21 protein-coding genes, 2 tRNA genes and 4 pseudogenes are annotated in these 21,373 nt (G+C 63.0%); 15 read left to right on the forward strand and 12 right to left on the reverse strand.

Features of this window, described 5'->3' with window-relative positions:
* Nucleotides 1-166 precede the first annotated feature (166 nt).
* On the forward strand, nucleotides 167-355 hold the full coding sequence (locus ACNQPL_RS00005; protein WP_416465081.1) for a hypothetical protein: 189 nt from the start codon (nucleotides 167-169) through the stop codon (nucleotides 353-355).
* A gap of 5 nt (nucleotides 356-360) precedes the next feature.
* Here the strand turns inward: ACNQPL_RS00005 and ACNQPL_RS00010 are convergent.
* Nucleotides 361-846, reverse strand: a pseudogene (locus ACNQPL_RS00010) (DUF480 domain-containing protein); the annotation flags it as partial.
* Between ACNQPL_RS00010 and ACNQPL_RS00015 the strand changes: the two are divergent.
* Complete coding sequence (locus ACNQPL_RS00015; protein WP_015877499.1) at nucleotides 845-1,564, forward strand: autoinducer binding domain-containing protein; 720 nt, start codon at nucleotides 845-847, stop codon at nucleotides 1,562-1,564. The pseudogene ACNQPL_RS00010 and the gene ACNQPL_RS00015 sit on opposite strands and share 2 nt — an antisense overlap.
* Here the strand turns inward: ACNQPL_RS00015 and ACNQPL_RS00020 are convergent.
* Nucleotides 1,564-1,728: pseudogene (locus ACNQPL_RS00020) on the reverse strand (DUF480 domain-containing protein); the annotation flags it as partial. The gene ACNQPL_RS00015 and the pseudogene ACNQPL_RS00020 overlap by 1 nt on opposite strands.
* 88 nt (nucleotides 1,729-1,816) lie before the next feature.
* Nucleotides 1,817-2,728: pseudogene (sstT, locus tag ACNQPL_RS00025) on the reverse strand (serine/threonine transporter SstT); the annotation flags it as partial.
* A gap of 4 nt (nucleotides 2,729-2,732) precedes the next feature.
* Here sstT and rhlI point away from each other — a divergent pair.
* Nucleotides 2,733-3,338 carry an acyl-homoserine-lactone synthase gene (gene rhlI / locus ACNQPL_RS00030; RefSeq protein WP_003138177.1) on the forward strand — a complete coding sequence of 202 codons (606 nt, stop codon included), beginning with the start codon at nucleotides 2,733-2,735 and terminating at the stop codon, nucleotides 3,336-3,338.
* On the opposite strand, the pseudogene ACNQPL_RS00035 reads toward rhlI, so the two are convergent.
* Nucleotides 3,338-3,634, reverse strand: a pseudogene (locus tag ACNQPL_RS00035) (cation:dicarboxylate symporter family transporter); the annotation flags it as partial. The gene rhlI and the pseudogene ACNQPL_RS00035 sit on opposite strands and share 1 nt — an antisense overlap.
* Nucleotides 3,635-3,680: 46 nt before the next feature.
* The gene (gene nhaR, locus ACNQPL_RS00040; RefSeq protein WP_346612178.1) at nucleotides 3,681-4,574 is read right to left on the reverse strand and encodes a transcriptional activator NhaR; all 894 of its coding nucleotides are present in this window, start codon (nucleotides 4,572-4,574) and stop codon (nucleotides 3,681-3,683) included.
* Between the two features lie 134 nt (nucleotides 4,575-4,708).
* Between nhaR and ACNQPL_RS00045 the strand changes: the two genes are divergently transcribed.
* The 3 genes from ACNQPL_RS00045 to ACNQPL_RS00055 all read left to right on the forward strand — a co-directional run bounded on the left by ACNQPL_RS00045 (nucleotide 4,709) and on the right by ACNQPL_RS00055 (nucleotide 6,931).
* Entirely contained in the window at nucleotides 4,709-4,948 is a 240-nt protein-coding gene (locus tag ACNQPL_RS00045) for a hypothetical protein (protein WP_346612179.1), read from the forward strand.
* Between the two features lie 25 nt (nucleotides 4,949-4,973).
* Nucleotides 4,974-5,726, forward strand: a complete 753-nt coding sequence (locus ACNQPL_RS00050) for a TerC family protein (RefSeq protein WP_416465083.1) — start codon at nucleotides 4,974-4,976, stop codon at nucleotides 5,724-5,726.
* A gap of 461 nt (nucleotides 5,727-6,187) precedes the next feature.
* Complete coding sequence (locus tag ACNQPL_RS00055; RefSeq protein WP_346612527.1) at nucleotides 6,188-6,931, forward strand: peptidase C39 family protein; 744 nt, start codon at nucleotides 6,188-6,190, stop codon at nucleotides 6,929-6,931.
* Nucleotides 6,932-6,973: 42 nt separating this feature from the next.
* Here ACNQPL_RS00055 and ACNQPL_RS00060 read toward each other — a convergent pair whose 3' ends face one another.
* A complete protein-coding gene (locus tag ACNQPL_RS00060) occupies nucleotides 6,974-8,257 on the reverse strand; it encodes an NAD(P)/FAD-dependent oxidoreductase (protein ID WP_346612181.1) in 1,284 nt (427 codons plus the stop codon).
* Between the two features lie 201 nt (nucleotides 8,258-8,458).
* Here ACNQPL_RS00060 and ACNQPL_RS00065 point away from each other — a divergent pair.
* From ACNQPL_RS00065 to ACNQPL_RS00080, 4 genes are all read left to right on the forward strand, one after another.
* A tRNA-Val gene (locus tag ACNQPL_RS00065) sits at nucleotides 8,459-8,535 on the forward strand.
* A gap of 160 nt (nucleotides 8,536-8,695) precedes the next feature.
* Nucleotides 8,696-8,772, forward strand: a tRNA-Val gene (locus tag ACNQPL_RS00070).
* Nucleotides 8,773-8,923: 151 nt separating this feature from the next.
* Nucleotides 8,924-9,496, forward strand: coding sequence for an SPOR domain-containing protein (locus tag ACNQPL_RS00075; protein WP_346612182.1), 573 nt, complete (start codon nucleotides 8,924-8,926; stop codon nucleotides 9,494-9,496).
* Between the two features lie 108 nt (nucleotides 9,497-9,604).
* A complete protein-coding gene (locus ACNQPL_RS00080; protein ID WP_346612183.1) occupies nucleotides 9,605-10,030 on the forward strand; it encodes a GTP pyrophosphokinase in 426 nt (141 codons plus the stop codon).
* Nucleotides 10,031-10,033: 3 nt separating this feature from the next.
* Here ACNQPL_RS00080 and ACNQPL_RS00085 read toward each other — a convergent pair whose 3' ends face one another.
* From ACNQPL_RS00085 to ACNQPL_RS00105, 5 genes are all read right to left on the reverse strand, one after another.
* Nucleotides 10,034-10,726 carry an endonuclease I family protein gene (locus ACNQPL_RS00085; protein WP_346612184.1) on the reverse strand — a complete coding sequence of 231 codons (693 nt, stop codon included), beginning with the start codon at nucleotides 10,724-10,726 and terminating at the stop codon, nucleotides 10,034-10,036.
* A gap of 6 nt (nucleotides 10,727-10,732) precedes the next feature.
* Nucleotides 10,733-10,975: a DUF1654 domain-containing protein gene (locus tag ACNQPL_RS00090; RefSeq protein ID WP_346612185.1), complete on the reverse strand. Its 243-nt coding sequence runs from the start codon at nucleotides 10,973-10,975 to the stop codon at nucleotides 10,733-10,735.
* Nucleotides 10,976-11,083: 108 nt separating this feature from the next.
* On the reverse strand, nucleotides 11,084-12,367 hold the full coding sequence (locus tag ACNQPL_RS00095; protein ID WP_416465086.1) for a cation:dicarboxylate symporter family transporter: 1,284 nt from the start codon (nucleotides 12,365-12,367) through the stop codon (nucleotides 11,084-11,086).
* A gap of 78 nt (nucleotides 12,368-12,445) precedes the next feature.
* Nucleotides 12,446-13,654 carry an aminotransferase class I/II-fold pyridoxal phosphate-dependent enzyme gene (locus ACNQPL_RS00100; RefSeq protein WP_416465088.1) on the reverse strand — a complete coding sequence of 403 codons (1,209 nt, stop codon included), beginning with the start codon at nucleotides 13,652-13,654 and terminating at the stop codon, nucleotides 12,446-12,448.
* The gene (locus ACNQPL_RS00105; RefSeq protein ID WP_416465090.1) at nucleotides 13,651-14,325 is read right to left on the reverse strand and encodes an RraA family protein; all 675 of its coding nucleotides are present in this window, start codon (nucleotides 14,323-14,325) and stop codon (nucleotides 13,651-13,653) included. Before ACNQPL_RS00105 ends, ACNQPL_RS00100 begins: the two co-directional genes overlap by 4 nt.
* Nucleotides 14,326-14,440: 115 nt before the next feature.
* On the opposite strand from ACNQPL_RS00105, the gene ACNQPL_RS00110 reads away from it, so the two are divergent.
* Nucleotides 14,441-15,346 carry a LysR family transcriptional regulator gene (locus tag ACNQPL_RS00110; protein ID WP_416465092.1) on the forward strand — a complete coding sequence of 302 codons (906 nt, stop codon included), beginning with the start codon at nucleotides 14,441-14,443 and terminating at the stop codon, nucleotides 15,344-15,346.
* A gap of 42 nt (nucleotides 15,347-15,388) precedes the next feature.
* On the opposite strand, the gene ACNQPL_RS00115 is transcribed toward ACNQPL_RS00110, so the two are convergent.
* Nucleotides 15,389-16,477: an asparaginase gene (locus tag ACNQPL_RS00115; RefSeq protein WP_416465094.1), complete on the reverse strand. Its 1,089-nt coding sequence runs from the start codon at nucleotides 16,475-16,477 to the stop codon at nucleotides 15,389-15,391.
* 343 nt (nucleotides 16,478-16,820) lie between these two features.
* Here ACNQPL_RS00115 and ACNQPL_RS00120 point away from each other — a divergent pair, with 343 nt between their 5' ends.
* Genes ACNQPL_RS00120 through ACNQPL_RS00135 form a run of 4 tightly spaced genes read left to right on the forward strand, consistent with a single transcriptional unit; the run spans nucleotide 16,821 to nucleotide 21,371 of the window.
* Complete coding sequence (locus tag ACNQPL_RS00120; protein WP_416465096.1) at nucleotides 16,821-17,777, forward strand: sugar ABC transporter substrate-binding protein; 957 nt, start codon at nucleotides 16,821-16,823, stop codon at nucleotides 17,775-17,777.
* Between the two features lie 18 nt (nucleotides 17,778-17,795).
* Complete coding sequence (locus ACNQPL_RS00125; protein WP_346612188.1) at nucleotides 17,796-19,349, forward strand: sugar ABC transporter ATP-binding protein; 1,554 nt, start codon at nucleotides 17,796-17,798, stop codon at nucleotides 19,347-19,349.
* Nucleotides 19,346-20,341, forward strand: a complete 996-nt coding sequence (locus ACNQPL_RS00130; protein WP_346612189.1) for an ABC transporter permease — start codon at nucleotides 19,346-19,348, stop codon at nucleotides 20,339-20,341. Before ACNQPL_RS00125 ends, ACNQPL_RS00130 begins: the two co-directional genes overlap by 4 nt.
* A 7-nt stretch (nucleotides 20,342-20,348) precedes the next feature.
* Nucleotides 20,349-21,371, forward strand: a complete 1,023-nt coding sequence (locus tag ACNQPL_RS00135) for a LacI family DNA-binding transcriptional regulator (RefSeq protein WP_416465099.1) — start codon at nucleotides 20,349-20,351, stop codon at nucleotides 21,369-21,371.
* Nucleotides 21,372-21,373 lie beyond the last annotated feature (2 nt).

Here is a 21,373-nt window from a genome sequence, read left to right on the forward strand (position 1 = left end):
GGGGCTCACGGTGTTTAGGCGGCCCCGGCCGCGGGGGGGCCACCCCCGCCCCCACCGCCACGTTCGGGACGGGTTGGTCGCGGGGTGGCCCGCGATGAGGCCGGTCATGCCCGCCCAATTCCGAAGGTGTCTATGATGAGTGCAGACACCCTCAGGAATCTCACCCATGACCCTGATCAGCCGCGAACCCTGGTGGCTCGTGCCGCCAAAGCCCGGGCAGAAAGAGCAGGACCTGCACTGGGGCTACCTGGAAATCTACGCCGACGGGCGCACCGTGTTCGTCGACCAGCGCCCCAGTGAGCGGGAACTGGCCGAACGCAAAAGCTGCCGCAACTTTCCCGAACCGGATCTCTGAGTGGCCTAGCCTTCGAGCTCGGCCAGGCGCGCCTCCAGTGCTGCAATGCGTGCTTCCAGGGCTTCGATCCGCTCTTCCGAGACGCTGGCGCCACTGCTGCGAGCGCCACCTTCCTGCTGGCGCGCGGCAAGAATCGCCTCGATTTCAGCCGGGTCGCCCAGCGCGTGGGTGTAGCGGTCTTCACGCTGGCCGGCCTGGCGCGGCAGGTGCAAGGCCAGCCCGCGGGAGATCAGGCGTTCAAGCTGGTGCTGGATCTGTTCGGTGTCGTCGAAATCGTGCAGGCGGTTGCTGCGGGTCAGCAGTTCGTTGAGGGTCTGTGGCCCGCGCAGGAACATCAGGCCCATCAGTATCAGCTGTGCCGGTACCAGCTCCAGGGCTTTGTCTACGCGCTGTTCCCAGCGGTCGGCGCGGCTGCCCATCTGCAGCCGGGTCATGTCCTGGCCCTCAAGGGCACGCAGAGCCTGCCCGACTTGGCCTTGGGTGAGGTTCATGGAACTACGCTGGCAGGATGCCTACCACCAGTTCAATACGGCGGAAAACGAGCAGCAGCTCTTTCACCAGGTTTCCGCATACTCGAAGCGTCTCGGCTTCGAGTACTGCTGCTATGGAATCCGCGTGCCGCAGCCGGGATCGCAGCCCTTGGTCGAGATCTTCGACACCTATCCGCCGGGCTGGATGGCGCACTATCAGGCGCGCAACTACATCGAGATCGATCCGACCGTGCGCGACGGGGCGGCGAGCCCGAACATGATCATCTGGCCCGACGCCGATGCGGCGGAGCAACCGTCGCTCTGGCGCGACGCGCGCGACTTCGGCATGTCGGTCGGCGTCGCGCAGTCGAGCTGGGCCGCGCGCGGCGTGTTCGGACTGTTGACCATCGCGCGGCGCTCGGACCGCCTCACGCCGGCCGAGATCAACAGCCTGACGCTGCAGGCCAACTGGCTCGCCAATCTCTCGCATTCGCTGATGGGCCGGTTCCTCGTGCCGAAGCTGTCGCCGGCCGCGAGCATCTCGCTCACCAAGCGCGAACGCGAGGTGCTGAGCTGGACCAGCGAAGGCCGCACCGCCAGCGAGATCGGCGAACAGCTCAACATCTCCGAGCGCACCGTCACGTTCCACATCAACAACATCCTCGCCAAGCTCGGCGCGGCCAACAAGGTGCAGGCGGTCGTCAAGGCGATCGGCATGGGGCTGATCCAGGCGCCGTAGATGACCGGCTCGCGGCTGGTCTTCTGGTTGCAGGCCAGCAGCAGGGCATTGAGGGTCAGCGGGTAGCTCTCAGGGCTGGTGGCCTGTTTTTCGATCAGCGAGCCGAGAATACGGATCTCGATAGCGGTGAAGCGGCCTTCGTCTGTGGTTTGGTCTTCTGACATGGCCCTGTCTCATTGCGAGGAAAAGGCCACTAGCGTAGGTAAAGCCGCCGTTCAAGGCAATCGGGACCGCGTTGCGGCCCCAATATATTCAAGCGCTACGCCGCTCTTCAGCCTCGCACGCCGCCGCCGTGAACAGCACATCGGTCGACGAATTCAGTGCAGTCTCTGCCGAATCCTGCAATACGCCGATGATGAAGCCCACGGCCACCACCTGCATGGCGATTTCGCTGGGAATGCCGAACAGGCTGCACGCCAGCGGAATCAGCAGCAGCGAGCCACCGGCCACACCCGATGCACCGCAGGCGCACACAGCCGCCACCACGCTCAGCAGCACGGCCGTCGGCAGGTCGACCGGGATGCCCAGCGTGTGCACCGCGGCCAGGGTCAGCACGGTGATGGTGATGGCGGCGCCGGCCATGTTGATGGTCGCACCCAACGGAATCGACACCGAGTAGGTGTCCTCATGCAGCCCCAAACGCTCCGACAGCGCCAGGTTGACCGGAATGTTGGCGGCCGAACTGCGGGTGAAGAAGGCCGTGATACCGCTCTCGCGCAGGCACAGCAAGGTGAGTGGGTAAGGGTTGCGGCGAATTTTCCAGAATACGATTAATGGGTTCATCACCAGCGCCACGAACAGCATGCAGCCGATCAGCACCCCCAGCAGGTGCAGATAACCCAGCAGGGCATCCAGGCCAGACTGGGCGAGGGTAGAGCTGACCAGGCCGAAGATGCCCAGCGGGGCGAAACGGATGACCACCCGCACCAGCAGGGTGACGCCATTGGACAGGTCGTCGACCATGGTGCGGGTGGTTTCGCTGGCGTGGCGCAGGGCCACGCCCAGGCCAATGGCCCAGGTCAGCACGCCGATGAAGTTGGCATTGACCAACGCGCTGACCGGGTTATCGACGGCGCTCAGCAGCAGGTTCTGCATCACTTCGACGATACCGCCCGGCGCACTCAGCGAAGCTTCACCTGTGCTCAGGGCCAGCGGTGAAGGGAACAGCATGATCGAATTGCTCTCTGAATCGCTGGAAGGGCTTTCCGCCGCCATGATCGCCGAGCTGGGACGCTACCGGCATCAAGTCTTCATCGAGAAGCTGGGCTGGGACGTGGTCTCCACCTCCAGGGTCCGCGACCAGGAATTCGACCAGTTCGACCATCCGCAAACCCGCTACATCGTCGCCATGGGCCGCCAGGGCATCTGCGGTTGCGCCCGCCTGCTGCCGACGACCGACGCCTACCTGCTCAAGGACGTCTTCGCCTACCTGTGCAGCGAAACCCCGCCGAGCGATCCGTCGGTCTGGGAGCTTTCGCGCTACGCCGCCAGCGCGGCGGACGATCCGCAGCTGGCGATGAAGATATTCTGGTCCAGCCTGCAATGCGGCTGGTACCTGGGGGCCAGTTCGGTGGTGGCGGTGACCACCACGGCCATGGAGCGCTATTTCGTTCGCAACGGCGTGATCCTCCAGCGCCTCGGCCCGCCGCAGAAGGTCAAGGGCGAGACGCTGGTCGCGATCAGCTTCCCGGCCTACCAGGAGCGCGGCCTGGAGATGCTGTTGCGCTACCACCCGGAATGGCTGCAGGGTGTACCGCTGTCGATGGCGGTGTGAATGCTGGCGACCACGGCTACCACTGCGGCTGCGAAGGTGCTCAGCAGGTACAGAAAGAGAATCGGGCGGATGTGGGTTTGCTGGCCGTGGCGATGGTTGGCGATCGAAGCCATGACCAGCACGAACACCAGCACCGGTGCTACCGCTTTCAGGGCGCTGACGAACACCTTGCCGAGGAACGCCAGGTCGCGGGCGATGGCCGGCGCCAGCAGGGCCAGGGCGATGCCGGCGATCAGGCCGATGACGATCTGGCTCACCAGGCTGGTGCGGTTGAGGATGCGCAGGATGGGGGACATGTGCAGCGGTATCTCGGTGTCTTCTAAAGCGCGCGACTTTACCATGTCACCAGTGAAACAACTCTTTTCTCGCACCTTCGGTAATGGCCACGATCCCGGGATGCTTGACCTTGCGCTCCACTGAAATGGCATAGAACGACTCATGCACGGCTTCGGTCTGGCCGATCAGCTCCACTGCATACTGGCGGCACACTTCCTCTGCAATCACGCTCGGGGCGACGAAAATGCCGCTGCCCGACTGGCCGAACGCCTGCATCAGGGCGCTGTCGTCGAACTCGCCGACGATTCGCGGCTGCACCTGCTGATCGCCCAGCCAGCGCAGCAGGCGGCTGCGTACCACGGTCTCCTGGCCGGGGATCAGCAACGGCGCATCGTGCAGGCAGGCGGGGAAGGCACCGGCATGGCGCTGCGCCAGGGCCTTCGTGGCGAAAAAACTCAGGCCGCATTCGCCGAGCTTCTGGCTGTAGCCCTTGATGTCCAGGTGGCTGGGCATCGGGCTGTCGGAAATCACCAGGTCCAGGCGCTGAATGGCAAGGTCGGCCAGCAACCGTTCCAGTTTGTCTTCCCGGCAGTTGATGCGCAGCACGTCGTCCAGCTCCATGGTGGGGGCGAGCAGGCGGTAGACGATCGACTTGGGCACCACGTCGGCCACGCCAACGCGGAACAGGATCTGCTCCTGCGGGCCTGCGCGCAGCATGGCCTCCAGCTCACCGCCAAGCTGGAACATCTGCTCGGCATAGGCCAAGGTTTGCCGGCCGGTCTCGGTCAGCTCCAACTGGCGGCCGACCCGCTGGAACAGCTCCAGTCCATAGGTCTGCTCAAACAGGCTGATCTGGCCGCTGATGGTTTGCGGGGTCAGGTTGAGCTGCTCACTGGCGCGGGCAATGCTGCCGGTCTTGGCCACGGCCCAGAAGTAATGCAGCTGACGGTAGTTGAGCATCGACGCGTTCTCGATTCGTAAAAACCGAAGTATAACCCCTGAAAATACGAATTTTCCTGATGTATCGGCGTCTTTAGAATTCGACCCCATCAGGCGCATTGCGCGCCGTCGGGATATCGACAAGCGAGGACCCCATGCTGCAATTCAAATCCATCGGCACGCCACTGGTGCTAGCCTTGGCCCTGTTCACCCTGGCCGGTTGCGACCAGGCCGAGAAATCCGCCCAGCAGATGTTGGACCAGGCGGCCAAATCGGCCAAGCAAGCCATCGATGACACCAACAAGGCGGCGCAGAACGCGTTGAGCGACGCCATCGGCACCGAAGGGCAGAAGCCCGAGGGTGACGACCAGCAAGACAAGACCCAGGACATCTGACCCAGAACCGTTGCAGGACTGAAAAATGGAATATCTGCTGGAACTCGCCGCAAGCCCCACCGCCTGGGTCGCCCTTGCCACGTTGGTGGCGATGGAAGTCGTACTGGGCATCGATAACCTGATCTTCATCTCGATCCTGACCAACAAGTTGCCGGTCGAATACCGCTCCAAGGCGCGCCGTATCGGTATCAGCATGGCCTTGGTCATGCGCCTGGCGTTGCTCAGCACGGTGGCCTGGATCGTTCAGTTGACCGACCCGGTGTTCGAGGTGTTCGGTAATGCCTTCTCCTGGAAGGACGTGATCCTGATTGCCGGTGGCCTGTTCCTGCTGTGGAAGGCAACCAAGGAAATCCACGAGAGTGTCGACCCGCACGGCGCCAAGGAAGAGGCCAAGGTGTCCTCCACGGTTACCTTGGGCTTCGCTGCAGCGATCTTCCAGATCCTGCTGCTGGACATCGTGTTCTCGGTCGACAGCATCATCACCGCCGTGGGCATGACCGAGCACCTGCCGATCATGATCATCGCCGTGATCGCCGCCGTGATCGTGATGATGGTGGCCGCCGACCCGCTGGCCAACTTCATCAACGACAACCCGACCGTGGTGATGTTGGCCCTGGGCTTCCTGATCATGATCGGCATGACGCTGATCGCCGAAGGTTTCGGTGCCCACGTGCCGAAGGGTTATGTGTATGCGGCGATGGCCTTCTCGACCGTGATCGAGATCCTCAACATTCTGTCGCGCCGGGCACGGATGAAGCGCGAAGCTGCCGAAGGTTGATGCAGGGCGGGGGCGCATAGCGCCCCATTCGCCGGCAAGCCGGCTTCCACAAGTACCGTACTGTTATTGAAGCAGTGCAGTACCTGTGGAAGCCGGCTTGCCGGCGACTGAGTTTAAAGATCTGAGAATCAATGCACCCCGGCATGCCGCCGTGCACGGCTGACCGGCCTTGGTTTGGGCGCAACCTGCGGTGGCAGGGGATGCTGTGAATGACGCCGTACGATACGCAGAACACCCCATAACATGGCGGCTGCAACGCTAAGCCACATACCCACCAGCATGAGAATTGCCATTGTCAGGCTCATGTGTGCCTCCTTCTCTCGGGCTGGCCCACGGCTCGCCCTCCAGACACTGCTTTAGTCTAGCTCCGGCTGTGTGACGTTCAATTGATCTAAGGTCTATTGCTTGGTTCGTTTGGTTCCAAGCCAGCGCCGGGCTATACCCGGGCGGCGCCGCACCCTATCATCGTTGGCCAGAGCCAGGCGCTGCCAGCCTGGCGCCAGAACAAGCGAGTGTCCATGGAGCAAATTTCCTTCAAGTCTTTGGCTGCCGGCCCACGGCGGCTCATGCTTGCCTGCCTGCTGGCGGCGACCGTGGCCGGTTGCGCGAGCACGCCACCCGCCACGCTCAAGGGCTTGCCACAGCGGGTGGAGATCAGCAGCGTGCCGTTCTACCGCGGCAATGCCAACCACAGCGGCGCCATGGCCCTGGCGGCACTGCTCTCGCAGCAGGGCGCGCCGATCACCCCAGGGCTGCTGGACAAACCGTTGAACCTGCCACAGGGCGCCGAGGCGCTGGGCACCAGCATCCCGCGCGTGGCCCGCGATTACGGCATGGTGGTCTACCCGCTGGACAAACAGCTTGATGCCTTGTTGACACAAGTGGCCGCTGGCAACCCGGTGCTGCTGCGTTATGAGGAAGGTTCGGCGTGGTGGAGTGAGCCGCGCTATGCGCTGCTGATCGGCTATGACCACTACAAGCAGCGGGTGCTGCTGCGCTCCGGCATGCACCGGCGGCAAATGATGGCCTTCGACGATTTTGCATCGGCGTGGGCGCAGGAGGGGAGTTGGGCGGTACTGGTGCAGCCGCCGCGGCAACTGCCCGCCCAGGTGGACCGGCAGCGCTGGCTGCAGGCTGCCGACGAACTGGCCCGGGCGGGCCAGGAAGTGGCGGCAAAGCAGGCAGTGACCAGCCTGGGCCGGTAGCCCTGCCAGCGCCGGCCCTTATGCGGGCCGGCGCTGTTTGCATCAGAAGCCCAGGCGATCGCGCAGGCTGTAGTACCAGGCACCGATGGCGCTGAACGGCACACGCAGCATCTGGCCACCCGGGAATGGGTAGTGCGGCAGGCCGGCGAACGCGTCGAAACGTTCGGCCTGGCCGCGCAGCGCTTCGGCCAACACCTTGCCGGCCAGGTGGGTGTAGGTGACACCGTGGCCCGAGCAACCCTGCGAGTAATAGATGTTGTCGCCGATGCGGCCAACCTGAGGCAGGCGCGACAGGGTCAGCAGGAAGTTGCCGGTCCAGGCGTAGTCGATCTTCACGTCCTTCAGTTGCGGGAAGGCCTTGAGCATCTTCGGGCGGATGATCGCTTCGATGTTGGCCGGGTCGCGTGCACCGTACACCACGCCACCGCCGAAGATCAGGCGCTTGTCGCTGGTCAGGCGGTAGTAGTCGAGCAGGTAGTTGCAGTCCTCGACGCAATAGTCCTGCGGCAGCAAAGTGCGGGCCAGTTCTTCGCTCAGCGGCTCGGTGGTGATCACCTGGGTGCCGCATGGCATCGACTTGGAAGCCAGTTCTGGCACCAGATTGCCCAGGTAGGCGTTGCCGGCGACGATGATGAACTTGGCGCGCACCTTGCCCTGCGGGGTATGCACGACCGGGTTGGCGCCACGCTCGATGCGGATGGCCGGGGTCTGCTCATAAATGATGCCGCCCAGCGACTCGACCGCGGCAGCTTCGCCCAGGGCCAGGTTCAGCGGGTGGATGTGGCCACCGCTCATGTCCAGCATGCCGCCGATGTAGCTGTCGCAGGCAACCACTTCACGGATGCGCTTCTGGTCCATCAGCTCCAGCTGGTTGTGGCCGAAGCGTTCCCACAGGCGCTTTTGCGATTCCAGGTGGCCCATTTGCTTGGACGTGAGCGCTGCAAACACACCGCCGTCTTTCAGGTCGCACTGGATGTTGTACTTGGCAACGCGCTCACGGATGATGCGGCCGCCTTCAAAGGCCATGTGGCCCAGCAGTTGCGCCTGCTTGGGGCCGACGGTGCGTTCGATGACGTCGATGTCGCGGCTATAGCTGTTGACGATCTGGCCGCCGTTGCGGCCCGACGCGCCAAAGCCGACCTTGGCCGCTTCGACGATGCTCACCTTGAAGCCGTTTTCCAGCAGGAACAGTGCGCTGGACAGGCCGGTGTAGCCGGCGCCGATGATGCACACATCGGTTTCCACCTCACCCTGCAGCGCCGGACGTGGCGGCACCGGGTTGGCCGAGGCGGCGTAGTAGGACTGGGGGTAGGGGGTATTGGCCATGCTCGACAAACCTCGTGTTTTATATTTTTAACGAATGCACCGATGCTATCAATAATAATAAACACCCGCTAGTCGTCCGTTGAAAATCCTTTACCGGCCCCTGGCTGGCCCTTCTCTATAAAGGGGTTAAGATTCAGTGGGTTAGCGCGAAAAAAAGTGTTGACACCGGTTTTGGAATGCGTAGAATGCGCACCACACGACAGGCACATAGCTCAGTTGGTTAGAGCACCACCTTGACATGGTGGGGGTCGTTGGTTCGAGTCCAATTGTGCCTACCAAACTTCAGAAGGGGCGATCCGAAAGGGTCGCCCTTTTTGCATTCTGCGCGTCGCCAAAGCGCTGCGCTGCAGAAGCGGCAGGGTTCTGAAAGTTTTTGATTTTTTTGAAAAAAACGCTTTACAGGTGTGCTTTCGATGACTAATATGCGCACCACACGACAGGCACATAGCTCAGTTGGTTAGAGCACCACCTTGACATGGTGGGGGTCGTTGGTTCGAGTCCAATTGTGCCTACCAAACATCAGAGAGGGCGATCCGAAGGGATCGCCCTTTTTGCATTTGCGCGCTCGGCAGCCGGGCGGTATGTAGCAAGGTGTAACGTATGGTCGCGGTTCGGGCCAGGGGCCGCCATGCTAGAATCCGCCGCTTCGAAACTGGAGGTACACGCGTGCGCAAACTGGCAGTGGTAATGGCAGTGCTGGCCCTGGCGGGCTGTGAGAACGAGGTCGAGGGTGTGCACAAGCAGGTTGCCGAGCACCTGCCTAACCCGAAAACCGCCAAGTTCGGCAACGTGCGGATCGACACCAAGGGCACCATCTGTGGCCAGGTGCGTGGCAAGGACGCTGCCGGGCAGTACGAGGCCTACCGCAGCTATGTGGCCGTCAAGCGCGACGATGGCCAGTACGACATCATTGTCGACGACAGCGGCAACAACCTGCGTATCCGTGAGCTGTGCGGCGGCGCCGACCTGCAGCGCCGTGCCGAGGCCCTGGCCGATCAGCCAGCCCCGCAAGGCTGGGATGTCGAAGTGATTCAGGGCGCCAACATGGGCGCACTGACCGACATGACCGCACGCCTGATCGAGAAGGGCATTCCATCTTCGGTCGATTACCGCAACGGTAAGCCAGTGGTGCTGTTGGGGCCGTTCCCCACCAAAGAAGAAGCCGAGGCGCGCAAGGCCGAGGTCATGGCCAAGCTGGGCACCGATTCGGTGGTGATTCAGCACGGTGTGGAGCGCTAGTCCCTTAGCGGCTTTCCTACAAGCGAAAAGGCCGGTTCAGACGCCCTGTCATCTACAGGCTGACCCGGCTATGCTTGCCTTGGGAGATGGCTGAACGGGGAGGGCCTCATGTCTACACTGGAACGGGCCATCGTTGTGGCCGCCAGGGCGCATGAAGGGCAATACGACAAGGGTGGCGCAGCTTATATCCTGCACCCATTGCGGGTGATGATGCGGGTTGCCACGCCGGAGCAGCGGATTGTCGCTGTGCTTCATGACGTGATCGAAGACACACCGCTTACACTTTCGGACCTCGCCCGTGAGGGCTTCACGTTGAAGATCCTTGCCGCCTTGCTGGCCTTGAGCCGGCGTGAAGGCGAGAGCTACGAGGATTTCGTCGTCCGCGTGGGGGATGACCCGCTGGCCCGTACCGTGAAAATGGCGGACCTTGCCGACAACAGTGACCTTACGCGCATTGCCAGCCCAGGCCCGGCCGACCTGGCGCGCCTGGCCCGTTACCGCCAGGCCAGCGCCTACCTGCAGGCGCTGGCCTAGGCCTTAGCCGCAGGCCTTGAGGTCTACCGGCCCGACAAAGTCATTGCCGCGCCCCATCACGCACGCCACCTGCTGGTTGCGCTGCCGCTCCCAGACCTGTGGCGGGTAGGTCTTGTTCCAGGCGTTGAACAGCTGCTGGTCCTGTTTGGACAGGCGCAGGTTGTACTGCTTGCTCATGTAGAAGTAAGTGCGCGCGATCATGCCGCGAATCGACGGGCGCGGCATGACCTTCTTGGCCTTGAAGTCGACCTGAGTCAGGCAGCTGCCATATTGGCCCTGTTGCACCGGCAGCCAGCCGAAGCTGAAGTTGCTGCGGTCGCCGTTGACCTCTCCGATGCTGGGCACCAGGTTGTGCAGGTCGGCTTCGGCGCGCTTGTACACGGCATCATGGCGCGAGCACTGCTTGCGACCACCCTCCTGCCAGCACTGGCGCTGATGGCCTATCTGCCACGCCGGCACGATGTGTTCCCACTCGATGCGCGCAGCACGCTGGGCATTCTTGCGCGGTGCATAGCCGCAGGAAGCCAGGTCGACCTTGTTGCCCTTGTACTTGCAGCCGCAATAGAACTCCGTCGATTGCGGTGCGTAGAGCTTCCACGCGACCTTCTTGGCCTCCTGGAAGGTGCGCGGCGCATCGGCGTGGGCGAGGGGGGTAAGCAGCAGCAGGCAGGCACTTGCGAAAAGCGAAACTCTCATGCGCGGTCAGTCTTCCTTCGGCACCGTCCAGAAAATCTGCACGCCGCCATCGTCGCGGTGGGCGATCGTAACGTTATCGTTTTCGGCGATTTCCTCGAGCAGGGTTTCCCAATCGTCAGGGGACTCCTGTTCCAGGCGAAAGATCAGAGCGGCGCGGCTGCGCTGAGCGGTGGGGCCGTTGATGATTTTCTGGATGCGCATACCCAGTTGTTCATAACTGCTCGGCGTTGCGGAGGCGGTACTGGCCACGGGGCTTTTCCTTGTTTTGCTGTATGCGCATACAGTATTTCACTGTAAGTATTTTCGCAACAGCACGTAAAGTAAAAAGGGAGCCCCAGGCCAGGAAACGGCTGCGAGTTATCCGCGCTGGCCGAGCCGATTCTGCTCGTCGTGGCGGTCGCTGGCAGCGGCCGAGGCAGATTCCCAACGCGCTATCACCAAGGGTGCAAGCGCGTTGCCCAGCACATTCAGTGCTGTGGTCGGCATTTCCATCAGCCGGTAGACACCTGCGATGAACGCGATGCCCTCGAGTGGCAGGCCCGCACTGGCCAACGTGGCCGAGAGAATCACGAACATGAACCCCGGCACGCCGGCCGCACCCTTGGAGGTCAGCACCATGGTCACCACCAGCACGGCCTGTTCGGAAAGGGGCAGCTCTATACCGTACAGCTGGGCGACAAACAGTGTGCCGATGCCCAGGAACAGCGACGCGCCATCGAGGTTGAACGAGTAGCCAACGGGCACGACAAAACTCACCAGCGAAGGCGGCGCCCCATAGCTCTCAAGCTTTTTCATCAGTTGCGGCATTACCGCTGCGGAGCTTGCGCTGGAGAATGCCAGCAGCAATTCATCCTTGATGTGGCGCATCAACCCGAACAGGCGGATGCCACAAAGACGCGCGATGCTACCGAGCACGACCAGGGTGAACAACGCGATGGCCACGTAGCTCACCAGGATCAACTTGCCCAGCGGTAGCAGTGAGCTGAAGCCGAAGTTGGCAACGGTGACGGCGATCATGCCGAACACGCCGATAGGCGAGTAGGCCATGATCATCGAAGTGACCTTGAACATCGCTTCCGAAACTGCACGCAGCGCAGCGATCAACGGCGCCTTGCGCGCCTCCGGCAATTGGCCGACCCCCAGGCCGAACATGACTGCGAAGAACAAAACCGACAGCAAGCTGCCCTGGGCCATGGCGTTGATGATGTTGTCGGGGATGATGCCGACGATTATTTGCCCCAGGCTGTGGCTACCCGCACTGGCACTGGGCAGGTTCACGGTGCTGGCCTTGAGGCTCGCCAGGTCGGTGCCGGCGCCCGGTTGCAGCAGGTTGCCGATGGCTAGGCCGGCAATGATCGCCGTCGTGGTAACCGCAAAAAAATACATCAGGCTGCGAACCCCGATGCGCCCCAGTGACTTACCGTCGCCGTGGCCTGCTATGCCTACCACCATGCAGGCAAACACGATCGGCACCACGATCATTTTCATCAGCTTGATGAAGATATCGCCCGCAGGCTGCAGGATGTTTTCCACCATCCACGGGCGCAGGGTGGGGTATTCGTTGAGCAGGGCACCTACGGCGATGCCCAGTAGCAAACCCATCAGGATTTGCCAGACAAGGGGGATGCGGGGAGTGTGCATGGTATGCCTCGGTATGAAAGATTGTTGTTCTAGGCAGTTCATCGCGGGGCCATCCATTGCCCGTGCATCATCACGCGTTCAGCGCAGGCGGTCGACCGCTCTTCTCAGGCGCAGGCATCCTTCGTCGATCGTTGCCAGGCTGCTGGCGAACGACAGCCGTATGTACGGCGACATGCCGTAGGCGGCGCCGCCCACCACGGCCACGCCGGCTTCATCGAGCAGGTAGGCAACCAGGGCGCTTTCGGTGTCGATCAGGGTGCCGGCTTCGCTGCGTTTGCCGAGCAGGCCGGTAATGTTGGCGAAGACATAGAACGCCCCTTGCGGCGGTGTGCAATGCATACCGGCGATGCCGGCGAGGTGTTCTAGCATGCGTGTGCGGCGCTGGTGGTAGAGCCCCCGCATGTCGCCGATCGGCTGCTGATCGCCAGCAAACGCTGCCACCGCCGCAGCCTGGCTGATGGACGCCGGGCATGTGGTGGTTTGCGAGATGAGCTTGGCGATAGCCGCCGTGAGAAACGCAGGCCCCGCACCGAAGCCCAGGCGCCAGCCAGTCATGGCGTACCCTTTGGAAGCACCGTTGATGATCAGCGTACGCGGCTTGAGGTCAGGCGCTACGTTGACGATCGAGAGATGCCTGCTGTCGCCGAACACGAAGTGTTCATAGATTTCGTCCGACATCACCAGTACATGTGGATGACGGCGCAGAACGGCCGCCAGTGCCAGCAGTTCAGCTTCGTCGTATACCGCGCCACTGGGGTTGTTGGGGCTATTGAGGATGACCCATTTGGTGCGTGGACCAATCGCACGTTCCAGTGCTTGCGGCGACAGCTTGAAACCCAGGCCTTCGTCGCCAGGGATGATCACCGGGATCGCATCGTTGAGTTTCGCAATATCGGGGTATGACACCCAGTACGGCGTGTGCACCACGACTTCATCGCCAACATTGAGGGTGGCGGCCATGGCGTGATAGATGATGTGCTTGCCGCCACAGCCGGCGACCACTTCGTCCACGCCATAGTGCAGGTCGTTGTCCCGCGCCAGCTTGCCGACGATGGCCTGGCGCAAGGCTGCCGTTCCGCTGGTGGCGGTGTAGTGAGTCTCCCCGGCGCGCATGGCATTCATGGCGGCCTGGACGATATGGGCTGGGGTATCCAGGTCGGGCTCGCCGACGGTGAAATTGACGATGTCCCGCCCCTCGGCCTGCAAACGGCTGACCAGCGCATTGGCGGCAATGCTGGGCGAGGGTTGAATGCCCAGCAGGCGGTTGGACAGCAGCGCGTGGCTCACAGGGCATCCTCCAGCAGGCCGAATTTCTTCAACGGGGCTTCGATCCACGACTGGCGAGGGTTGCCGCTGGCGATCTCGGCCATCACGGCGGCTTCATGGTCGGCATGGCGAGCGGCAGCCTGGATGACTTCATCGGCAACGGCCTGCGGGAAGGCCACCAGGCCGTCTTCATCGCCCACCACCAGATCGCCTGGGCTGACGATCATTCCGCCGATCGACACCGGCACGTTGATTTCCCCCGGGCCCGTCTTGTAAGGCCCACAGTGCACCACGCCGCGGGCATAGCATGGTGTATCGGCAAAGGCGCTGACATCGCGAATGGCCCCGTCGATGACGAAGCCTGCGCAGCCGCGCTGTAACGCATACAGCTTGATCAGTTCGCCAATGGCCGCATTGCTGGTGTCGCCCTGGGCATCGATGACCAGTACGTGGCCGGGTTGCAGCAGGGTGAGGGCCTTGTAGATGTACAGGTTGTCGCCGGGGCGGCACTTGACCGTCAATGCGCAGCCGACCAGCTTGCCGCTGCGGTTGTAGCGCGTCAGCCCGCGGGCGCCGATATGGCGGCCGAGGTTGTCGCTGATATGGGGCGTGACGACCTGGCGCAGTGCCGTGATGACACGCTCGGGCGCCAGGGCGGGGGAGGGAAGGATGCGGGAGCCAGGCAATGACATGGGTGTTCTCCAGGGTGGTGGACGGGCTGGAGACGATGGTAAGAGTGGCGTGCAGAGACTTTTAGCGATATTTTTCGCTGAAAATAAATCGCTTTTATTCATGTAGGGTTATGTCATGGTCACCTTCAAGCAGATGGAAGCGTTGTACTGGATCGTCGAGTGCGGCAGCTTCGAAGCGGCGGCGTCACGGCTCAACATGTCCCAGTCAGCGATCTCCAAGCGCATCCAGGAGCTTGAAGACACCTTCGAGACGGCCGTCTTCGATCGCAGCCGGCGCACGGCGCAGCTCAGCGAGAAAGGCATGGAGCTGTTGGAGCATGTGCGTGAACTGCTCGAACGGCGCGATGTGTTGCTGGAGCGCATGGGGGCGCGTGAGGTGCGGGTGCGCCGCTTGCGTTTGGGCGTGACGGAACTGACGGCTCTGACCTGGCTGCCGCAGTTCGTCGAGGCGATTCGGCAGGATTACCCGCAGCTACAGATCGAGCCGTCGGTTGAGTTGTCCAGCGAGTTGCACCGCAAGCTGGAACATGACGAGCTCGATGTCATTGTGGTGCCCGATGTGTTCGAAGATGCCCGCTTCGTCTGCACGCCACTGCAGCGTGTGGAGAACGCCTGGATGTGCGCGCCCGAGCTGGTGGAGGGTGATGGTGAAGTGCAGCTGCAGGAGCTGGCGCAATTTACGGTGATGACACAAGGCTCGAGTTCGGGCACCGGGCTGGTCTACGAACGCTGGCTGGCCGAGCAGGGCGTCCACCTGCCACGGCTCATCACCAGCCACAACTTGTTGGTGCAGGTGGGGCTGACCATTTCGGGCATCGGTATCAGCTACCTGCCCCGGCAGTGCCTGTCGCAACTGGTGGAGCGTGGCGCGCTGAAGGTTATCCAGACACGGCCACGCCTGCCCCAGGTGCGCTACGGCGCGCTGTACCGCACCGATCGGCGTCTAGGTATCAACTCACGGATTGCCGAGCTGGCAGGGTTGTGCTGCGATTTTTCCCGCTTGCTGCTGGCGCTGCCGTAAGGGGCCTGCTCGGCAAGCGTGCAGGCCCGGTGCCGGCTGCGATCAGTACTCCCAGAAAATCCGCTGCAGCTCTTTGCTGTCCTGGGTCTTGGTCATTGCCACCATCGCCAGGATGCGCGCCTTCTGCGGGTTCAGGTCATGGGCCACGACCCAGTCGTTCTTGTCATCGGGCTGTTCGGCGTTACGCAGCACAAAGCCGCCCTGGTTGACATGCGAAGAGCGAATGATCTGCACGCCGTTCTTGCGCAGCTCCTGCAGCGCAGGCACTACCCGCGACGACACCGAGCCATTGCCGGTGCCGGCATGGATGATCGCTTTAGCGCCGCTCTGTGCCAGTGCCTTGTAGGCGGTGTCGGTCACGTTGCCGTAACCATAGGCGATGTCCACCTGGGGCAGGCTGCTGATCTGCTTGATGTCGAACTCCGACTGGGTGGTATGGCGCTTGGCCGGCAGGCGGAACCAGTACGATTTGCCTTCCACCACCATGCCCATCGGGCCCCAGGCGCTCTTGAACGCTTCGGTCTTGATGTTGACCGACTTGCTCACGTCACGGCCGGACTGGATCTCGTCGTTCATGGTTACCAGGACGCCCTTGCCGCGCGACTGCTTGTCGCCGGCCACGGCTACGGCGTTGTACAGGTTGAGCATGCCGTCGGCGGACATTGCGGTGCCTGGGCGCATGGAGCCCACTACCACGATCGGCTTGTCGGTCTTCTCTACCAGGTTGAGGAAGTAGGCGGTCTCTTCCAGGGTGTCGGTGCCGTGGGTGATGACGATGCCGTCGACGTCGTTGCTGTCGGCCAGCTCGGCGACGCGCTTGCCCAGCTTGAGCAAGTCATCGTTGGTGATGCTTTCGGAGGCGATCTGCATCACCTGCTCACCGCGCACGTTGGCGATGTCGGCCAGTTCCGGCACGCCGGCAATCAGCTTGTCGATGCCGAGTTTAGCGGCCTGGTAGGTGGCGCTGTTGGCAGCGCTGGCGCCGGCGCCGGCAATGGTGCCACCGGTGGCGAGGATGACCACGTTGGCCAGCTTCTGCTGGGTTTCGACCTCTTTCGCCGAAGCAGGGGTTGGCAGGATCAGCAGCAGCGCCAGGGCGCTGGGGGCGAAAGTCTTCAGTGCAGCATTCATAATTATTCTTCTCTCTTCCTAATGAGATTTTGCTGTGTCGCGCAGAGGGCAAGGCAGGTTTCGTACCATCCGCTGCACCAGCCCCTGATTCCGCGCCGACACCAATGCCTGTAGGAGCGGGCTTGCCCGCGATTGGGCTGCATAGCGGCCCCATCCGTTCGCTCCACCGAACAAGCATAGGAAAAACCGTTCGGTTTTTCGGATAAATCTCGGATAATCTGCGCCAAGAGCGACTAGCACCCTGCAGCGAAACGGATTTGACAAAACCACGTCCTGTTTCCATAGTTAGCCAACGCAAACGTTTGCGATCCGATAAAAACCACAAGATTCGGAGTCATCTCCCATGAAACTGCCGTTCCCCGGTCGTCTGCTGGCGCTCGCCGTCATTTCTTCGCTGTCACTCGCCCTGCCTTTGTCTGCCGCCCATGCAGAAGAAAAACCCAAGGTCGCCCTGGTCATGAAGTCGCTGGCCAACGAATTTTTCCGCACCATGGAAGACGGCGCCAAGGCCTACCAGAAAGACCACGCCAACGATTTCGACCTGGTTGCCAACGGCATCAAGGACGAGACCGACACCGGTAACCAGATCCGCATGGTTGAACAGATGATCGCCACGGGTGCCAAGGCCCTGATCATCGCCCCGGCCGATTCCAAAGCGCTGGTGCCCGTCATCAAGAGGGCCATGGACGCGGGTATCACGGTGGTCAACATCGACAACCGCCTCGACCCCGACGTGCTCAAGAGCAAAAACATCAGCGTGCCCTTCGTAGGCCCCGACAACCGCAAGGGCGCGCGCCTGGTGGGCGATTACCTGGCCAAGCAGAAGCTCAAGGCCGGTGACCAGGTCGGCATTATCGAAGGTGTGCCGACCACCACCAACGCCCAGCAGCGTACCGCAGGGTTCAAGGACGCCATGGAGGCGGCGCAGATGAAGATCGTTTCGGTGCAGTCCGGCAACTGGGAAATTGACAAGGGCAACGCCGTCGCCGCCTCGATGCTCAACGAATACCCCGACCTCAAGGCCCTGCTGGCCGGCAACGACAGCATGGCCCTGGGCGCTGTGTCGGCCGTGCGCGCCGCTGGCAAGACCGGCCAGGTGCAAGTGGTGGGCTACGACAACATCAATGCCATCAAACCGATGCTCAAGGATGGCCGCGTGCTCGCCACCCTCGACCAGGCTGCCAGCCAGCAGGCGGTGTATGGCATCCAGGCGGCGCTGAAGATGCTCAAGGGCGAGAAGCCGGACGTGGACGCCGACAACGTCATCCAGACCCCGGTCGAACTCATCACCAAGCCTTGACGGCCAGGAGACATGGCCATGCCTGTAACGGCCAATGAAGTACTGCTCGCCGCCAACGGCCTGGGTAAAAGCTACGCGCAACCGGTGCTGGGCGATGTCAGCCTGGCCCTGCGCGCCGGTGAAGTACTGGCCCTGACCGGGGAGAACGGCGCGGGCAAGAGCACGCTTTCCAAGCTGATCAGCGGCCTGGAAACGCCTACCACCGGGCACATGAGCTTCCGCGGCCAAGCCTATGCGCCTGGCAGCCGCAGCGAGGCCGAACGCCTGGGTGTGCGTATGGTCATGCAGGAGCTCAACCTGCTGCCGACCCTGACCGTCGCCGAAAACCTGTTTCTCGATAACCTGCCCAGCCGCTTTGGCTGGGTCAACCAGAAGCGCCTGCGCCAGCTGGCCACGGCCGCCATGGCCCAGGTTGGCCTCGATGCCATCGACCCGGACACCCCGGTTGGCGAGTTGGGCATTGGCCACCAGCAGATGGTCGAGATCGCCCGCAACCTGATCGGCGACTGCCATGTACTGATCTTCGACGAACCCACGGCCATGCTGACCGCCCGCGAGGTTGAGCTGCTGTTCACCCAGATCGAACGCCTGCGCCAGCGCGGCGTGGCCATCGTCTACATTTCCCATCGCCTCGAAGAGCTCCAGCGCGTGGCCCAGCGCATCGTGGTGCTGCGCGACGGCAAGCTGGTGTGCGACGAGCCGATACAGCGTTACAGCAGCAACGAGCTGGTCAACCTGATGGTCGGCCGCGAACTGGGCGAGCACATTGACCTGGGCCGCCGGCAGATTGGCGCGCCATTGCTCAAGGTCGACCGGTTGTGCCGCGGCGATAAAGTGCGCGACGTGTCGCTGCAGGTCAGGGCAGGGGAGATCTTCGGCATCTCCGGGTTGATCGGCGCCGGGCGCACCGAGCTGCTGCGGCTAATTTTCGGTGCGGACCGCGCCGACAGCGGCAGCATCGAAATCGGCCAGCCGCTGGTAAAGGTGGCCATCGATTCGCCCAAGGCAGCGGTCAAGGCCGGTATTGCCCTGATCACCGAGGACCGCAAGGGCGAAGGCTTGCTGCTGTCGCAGTCGATCAGTGCCAACATCGCCCTGGGCAACCTCGCTGCGCTGTCCCGCGTCGGGGTGGTCGATGGCGAAGCGGAAAGGGCCTTGGCCGAACGCCAGATCAACGCCATGCGTATCCGCAGCGCCAATGCCGCGCAAACGGTCGGCGAGCTGTCCGGCGGCAACCAGCAAAAGGTGGTGATCGGCCGCTGGCTGGAGCGCGACTGCCAAGTGCTGCTGTTCGATGAGCCAACCCGCGGCATCGACGTCGGCGCCAAGTTCGACATCTATGGCCTGCTGGCCGAACTTGCGCGCCAGGGCAAGGCCCTGGTGGTGGTGTCCAGCGACCTGCGCGAGCTGATGCTGATCTGCGACCGCATTGCCGTACTGTCCGCCGGCCGCCTGATCGACACCTTCGAGCGTGACCACTGGAGCCAGGACCAGCTCCTCGCCGCCGCGTTCGCCGGCTACCAGAAACGTGATGCCTTGCTGCACGACGCAGCCCCCAGGATGGATGCATGAAAACCACACCTCTCGACACCCCGGCCGCCACACCTGCGCGCCGCAGCGGCACCTACTTCGGCATCGGTACCTACCTGGGCCTGGCGGGCGCCTTGCTGGCCATGATCGTGCTGTTCTCGCTGCTCAGCAGCCACTTCTGGTCGTACGCGACGTTCAGCACCATCGCCAACCAGATCCCCGACCTGATGGTGCTGGCGGTGGGCATGACCTTCGTGCTGATCATTGGCGGCATCGACCTGTCGGTCGGCTCGGTGCTGGCGCTGGCCGCCTCCACGGTCAGCGTGGCGATCCTCGGCTGGGGCTGGGGCGTGCTGCCCGCTGCCTTGCTTGGCATGGCCATCGCCGCACTGGCTGGCAGCATCACCGGCGCGGTCACCGTGGCCTGGCGCATCCCGTCGTTCATCGTTTCGCTCGGTGTGCTGGAGATGGCCCGGGGCCTGGCGTACCAGTTCACCGACTCGCGCACCGCCTACATCGGTGATGCCTACGCCTGGTTCTCCAACCCGATCGCCTTCGGCATTTCGCCGGCGTTCATCATCGCCCTGCTGGTGATCATCCTCGCCCAGCTGGTGCTGACCCGCACCGTGTTCGGCCGCTACTTGATCGGTATCGGCACCAACGAAGAAGCCGTGCGCCTGGCCGGCATCGACCCGCGCCCTTACAAGGTGCTGGTGTTCGCCCTGATGGGCCTGCTGGCAGGCCTGGCCGCGCTGTTCCAGATCTCGCGCCTTGAAGCGGCTGACCCCAATGCAGGCTCCGGCATGGAGCTGCAGGTGATCGCCGCCGTGGTCATCGGCGGCACCAGCCTGATGGGCGGGCGCGGGTCGGTGATCAGCACCTTCTTCGGCGTGCTGATCATTTCGGTGCTGGCCGCAGGCCTTGCGCAGATCGGCGCATCGGAACCCACAAAACGCATTATCACCGGGGCGGTCATCGTCATCGCCGTGGTGCTCGACACCTACCGTAGCCGGCGTGCAGGCCGGCGGAACTGATAAAAACATGGCAACCATCAAAGACGTCGCGGCACTCGCGGGTATTTCCTACACCACGGTGTCCCATGTACTGAACAAGACCCGCCCGGTCAGCGAACAGGTGCGGCTGAAAGTCGAAGCGGCCATCGTCGAGCTCGATTATGTGCCCAGCGCCGTGGCGCGCTCGCTCAAGGCGCGTACCACGGCCACCATCGGCTTGCTGGTGCCCAACAGCGTCAACCCGTACTTCGCCGAGCTGGCGCGGGGTATCGAGGACGCCTGTGAGCGCAACGGCTACTGCGTGATCTTGTGCAATTCCGACGACAACCCGCAGAAGCAGCGCAGCTACCTGCGCGTGCTGCTGGAAAAGCGCATCGACGGCCTGGTGGTTGCCTCGGTGGGCGAGGACAGCGACCTGCTGCAAAGCCTGGCCGGGGTGCGTACGCCGATGGTCATCGTCGACCGCGAACTGGAGGGCGTCGACGCCGACCTGGTGCGCATTGATCACGAGCACGGCGCGTATCTGGCCACCCAGCACCTGCTGCAGCTTGGCCACCGCGATATCGCCTATATCGGCGGCCCCGCCGAAACCGGCGTGAGCCAGCTGCGCCTGGCCGGCTTCCACCGCGCCATGGCCGAAGCGCAGGTGGCTGTAGAGGGCGATCACGTTCTGCACTGCGACTTCACAAGCCCTGGCGGCCATATGGCGGCAGCGCAGCTGCTCGACGGCAAGCGGCCCACGGCGATCTTCGCCGGCAACGACATGATTGGCTTCGGCGTGTTGCGTGCCGCCGCCGAGCGCAACATCAGCGTGCCCGGCGAACTGTCGGTGATCGGTTTTGACGATATCGAGCTGAGCCGCTACGTGTACCCGCCGCTGACCACCGTGGGCCAGTCGATCCGTGAGCTTGGCGAAAGCGCTGCGGCGCTGCTGCTGTCGCGCATCAGCACGCCCCGGCGCGATGCCGCCGAGCAGCGCATCGTCGCCCCGCGCATCGTGCTGCGCGAATCCACCGGGCCACGCCCGGACCTGTTCAACGATTACCGCTAAGG

This window comes from Pseudomonas sp. LFS044, assembly GCF_047978245.1.
In the GTDB taxonomy this organism is placed as follows: domain Bacteria; phylum Pseudomonadota; class Gammaproteobacteria; order Pseudomonadales; family Pseudomonadaceae; genus Aquipseudomonas.

Bases quoted from the DNA above. Each gene is read 5' to 3' on its own strand.
- ACNQPL_RS00085 (WP_346612184.1), bottom strand. From the start codon at position 10,726: ATGAGAGTTTCGCTTTTCGCAAGTGCCTGCCTGCTGCTGCTTACCCCC.
- ACNQPL_RS00110 (WP_416465092.1), top strand. From the start codon at position 14,441: ATGGTCACCTTCAAGCAGATGGAAGCGTTGTACTGGATCGTCGAGTGC.
- ACNQPL_RS00005 (WP_416465081.1), top strand. From the start codon at position 167: ATGACCCTGATCAGCCGCGAACCCTGGTGGCTCGTGCCGCCAAAGCCC.
- ACNQPL_RS00050 (WP_416465083.1), top strand. From the start codon at position 4,974: ATGGAATATCTGCTGGAACTCGCCGCAAGCCCCACCGCCTGGGTCGCC.
- ACNQPL_RS00105 (WP_416465090.1), bottom strand. From the start codon at position 14,325: ATGTCATTGCCTGGCTCCCGCATCCTTCCCTCCCCCGCCCTGGCGCCC.
- ACNQPL_RS00125 (WP_346612188.1), top strand. From the start codon at position 17,796: ATGCCTGTAACGGCCAATGAAGTACTGCTCGCCGCCAACGGCCTGGGT.
- ACNQPL_RS00080 (WP_346612183.1), top strand. From the start codon at position 9,605: ATGTCTACACTGGAACGGGCCATCGTTGTGGCCGCCAGGGCGCATGAA.
- ACNQPL_RS00130 (WP_346612189.1), top strand. From the start codon at position 19,346: ATGAAAACCACACCTCTCGACACCCCGGCCGCCACACCTGCGCGCCGC.
- ACNQPL_RS00115 (WP_416465094.1), bottom strand. From the start codon at position 16,477: ATGAATGCTGCACTGAAGACTTTCGCCCCCAGCGCCCTGGCGCTGCTG.
- nhaR (WP_346612178.1), bottom strand. From the start codon at position 4,574: ATGCTCAACTACCGTCAGCTGCATTACTTCTGGGCCGTGGCCAAGACC.
- ACNQPL_RS00015 (WP_015877499.1), top strand. From the start codon at position 845: ATGGAACTACGCTGGCAGGATGCCTACCACCAGTTCAATACGGCGGAA.
- rhlI (WP_003138177.1), top strand. From the start codon at position 2,733: ATGATCGAATTGCTCTCTGAATCGCTGGAAGGGCTTTCCGCCGCCATG.
- ACNQPL_RS00060 (WP_346612181.1), bottom strand. From the start codon at position 8,257: ATGGCCAATACCCCCTACCCCCAGTCCTACTACGCCGCCTCGGCCAAC.
- ACNQPL_RS00135 (WP_416465099.1), top strand. From the start codon at position 20,349: ATGGCAACCATCAAAGACGTCGCGGCACTCGCGGGTATTTCCTACACC.
- ACNQPL_RS00095 (WP_416465086.1), bottom strand. From the start codon at position 12,367: ATGCACACTCCCCGCATCCCCCTTGTCTGGCAAATCCTGATGGGTTTG.
- ACNQPL_RS00120 (WP_416465096.1), top strand. From the start codon at position 16,821: ATGAAACTGCCGTTCCCCGGTCGTCTGCTGGCGCTCGCCGTCATTTCT.
- ACNQPL_RS00045 (WP_346612179.1), top strand. From the start codon at position 4,709: ATGCTGCAATTCAAATCCATCGGCACGCCACTGGTGCTAGCCTTGGCC.